The organism is Shigella sp. FC1567 (genome assembly GCF_001743015.1).
Lineage (GTDB): Bacteria > Pseudomonadota > Gammaproteobacteria > Enterobacterales > Enterobacteriaceae > Escherichia > Escherichia coli.
In genome coordinates this window covers 1-2763 of sequence record NZ_MIIV01000204.1, presented here as the reverse complement: position 1 = coordinate 2763, position 2763 = coordinate 1, and the positions used below count along the sequence as shown (strand labels likewise).

Annotated in this window: 2 protein-coding genes and 2 pseudogenes; 3 read left to right on the top strand and 1 reads right to left on the bottom strand. The window is 49.3% G+C overall.

The window, feature by feature from the left end; translation table 11 throughout:
* On the top strand, positions 1–234 hold a 234-nt coding region (locus BHE85_RS13020), incomplete at its 5' end, for an IS1 family transposase (protein ID WP_001393844.1).
* Positions 227–1778 (top strand): annotated as a pseudogene (locus tag BHE85_RS13015) (alpha,alpha-trehalase). The gene BHE85_RS13020 and the pseudogene BHE85_RS13015, both read left to right, overlap by 8 nt.
* A gap of 78 nt (positions 1779–1856) precedes the next feature.
* Here the strand turns inward: BHE85_RS13015 and ycgY are convergent.
* Complete coding sequence (gene ycgY / locus BHE85_RS13010; protein ID WP_000615060.1) at positions 1857–2297, bottom strand: protein YcgY; 441 nt, start codon at positions 2295–2297, stop codon at positions 1857–1859.
* A gap of 177 nt (positions 2298–2474) precedes the next feature.
* On the opposite strand from ycgY, the pseudogene BHE85_RS13005 reads away from it, so the two are divergent.
* Positions 2475–2763: pseudogene (locus BHE85_RS13005) on the top strand (IS1-like element transposase); the annotation flags it as partial.

The following is a 2763-nucleotide window of genomic DNA, read 5'->3' as shown; positions in this document are numbered from 1 at the left end:
TCGGCCTTTGAGGTCGTGGTATGGATGACGGATGGCTGGCCGCTGTATGAATCACGCCTGAAGGGAAAGCTGCACGTTATCAGCAAGCGTTACACTCAGCGCATTGAGCGACATAATCTGAATCTGAGACAACATCTGGCAAGGCTGGGACGGAAGTCACTGTCGTTCTCAAAATCGGTGGAGCTGCATGACAAGGTCATCGGGCATTATCTGAACATAAAACACTATCAGTAAGTTGGAGTCATTACCTCCAGCCTGTATCTTTTTGTGTTTCGCTGCGCTATCGGTGCAGGCAGAAGAAACACCGGTAACACCACAGCCGCCTGATATTTTATTAGGGCCGCTGTTTAATGATGTGCAAAACGCCAAACTTTTTCCGGACCAAAAAACCTTTGCCGATGCCGTGCCGAACAGCGATCCGCTGATTATCGGATGCAGCAAAACCAGAGCGGATTTGATCTGCGCCATTTCGTTAACGTCAATTTCACCCTGCCGAAAGAAGGCGAGAAATATGTTCCGCCAGAGGGGCAGTCACTGCGCGAACATATTGACGGACTTTGGCCGGTATTAACGCGTTCTACCGAAAACACCGAAAAATGGGATTCTCTGTTACCGCTGCCGGAACCTTATGTCGTGCCGGGCGGACGTTTTCGCGAGGTATATTACTGGGACAGTTACTTCACCATGTTAGGACTTGCCGAAAGCGGTCACTGGGATAAAGTCGCGGATATGGTGGCCAATTTTGCTCATGAAATAGACACTTACGGTCATATTCCCAACGGCAACCGCAGTTACTATTTAAGCCGCTCGCAACCGCCCTTCTTTGCCCTGATGGTAGAGTTACTGGCGCAGCATGAAGGCGATGCCGCGTTGAAGCAATACCTGCCGCAAATGCAAAAAGAATATGCTTACTGGATGGACGGTGTTGAAAACCTGCAAGCCGGACAACAGGAAAAACGCGTTGTCAAACTTCAGGATGGTACCCTTCTCAACCGCTACTGGGACGATCGCGATACGCCACGACCAGAGTCATGGGTGGAAGATATTGCCACCGCCAAAAGCAATCCGAATCGACCTGCCACTGAAATTTACCGCGACCTGCGCTCTGCCGCTGCGTCTGGCTGGGATTTCAGCTCGCGCTGGATGGACAACCCGCAGCAGTTAAATACCTTACGCACCACCAGCATCGTACCGGTCGATCTGAACAGCCTGATGTTTAAAATGGAAAAAATCCTCGCCCGCGCCAGCAAAGCTGCAGGAGATAACGCGATGGCAAACCAGTACGAAACGCTGGCGAATGCCCGTCAAAAAGGAATCGAAAAATACCTGTGGAACGATCAACAAGGCTGGTATGCCGATTACGACCTGAAAAGTCATAAAGTGCGCAATCAGTTAACCGCGGCCGCCCTGTTCCCGCTGTACGTCAATGCGGCAGCGAAAGATCGCGCCAACAAAATGGCGACGGCGACGAAAACACATCTGCTGCAACCCGGCGGCCTGAACACCACGTCGGTGAAAAGTGGGCAACAATGGGATGCGCCAAATGGCTGGGCACCGTTACAGTGGGTCGCGACAGAAGGATTACAAAACTACGGGCAAAAAGAGGTGGCGAATATCCATTACAGGATGGCTTTGGCTGGACCAATGGCGTGACGCTGAAAATGCTGGATTTGATCTGCCCGAAAGAGCAACCGTGTGACAATGTTCCGGCGACGCGTCCGACCGTTAAGTCAGCAACGACGCAACCCTCAACCAAAGAGGCACAACCCACACCTTAACCAGCGCTTACTCCGACAACGTCATTCGGCTTCTCCGGATGGCGTTGTCGGCAGATAACACCATAGCTATGGTGTTTTCTACACAGCCGGTTTTTCAAGTCCTGGCGGGAAGTATTGCGCAAATGTTTGCCATACGTGGTTGCCGAAGATAGCGTCATTTCTACGGGTAAGTGTTTCACTATCATCCCCCGGTGATTTACACCGACGTTGCCTATATAAAGCATCGATTGCTACCTGAATATTGTTACGGTGTTCACTCATCAACGTTTTTTTGCTTTCTGGAGTTAAATTAATAATCACATAATCCAGACACTCCAGAGAATTTAGCAACCAAAAAAAGAATTCAGACCATTCCTCTTCGCGTAACTGAAGCATTGCCGAACGGGTATTTTGGCTTAATCTGCCAGAAGGATTGATCAATTCTAAATGTTCAATAAGCGCAGCCAAAACCGCCTCACTATCCGCCCCATTTTTAACGCCTGACTGGCTACTGTCTAAAATATTTATTTTCTGAATCACACCAAAAACAACGAAACAATAATTAAAAAAGGATTCTGTTGTTGTTACCGGGAACCGACTTTATCGGATATCGAAGTGCTATATTGATTTTTTTCACCCGTAAAGCAGGTGTCGAATATACGGGTAATGTTGCCAACTTACTGATTTAGTGTATGATGGTGATTTTAAGGTGCTTGCGTGGCTTCCATTTCCATCAGATGTCCTTCCTGCTCCGCTACTGAAGGCGTGGTGCGTAACGGCAAAAGCACTGCCGGACATCAGCGCTATCTCTGCTCTCATTGCCGTAAAACATGGCAACTACAGTTCACTTACACCGCCTCTCAGCCCGGTACGCACCAGAAAATCATTGATATGGCCATGAATGGCGTCGGATGTCGCGCCAGTGCACGCATTATGGGCGTTGGCCTCAACACGGTTTTACGTCACTTAAAAAACTCAGGCCGCAGTCGGTAACCTCGCGCATACA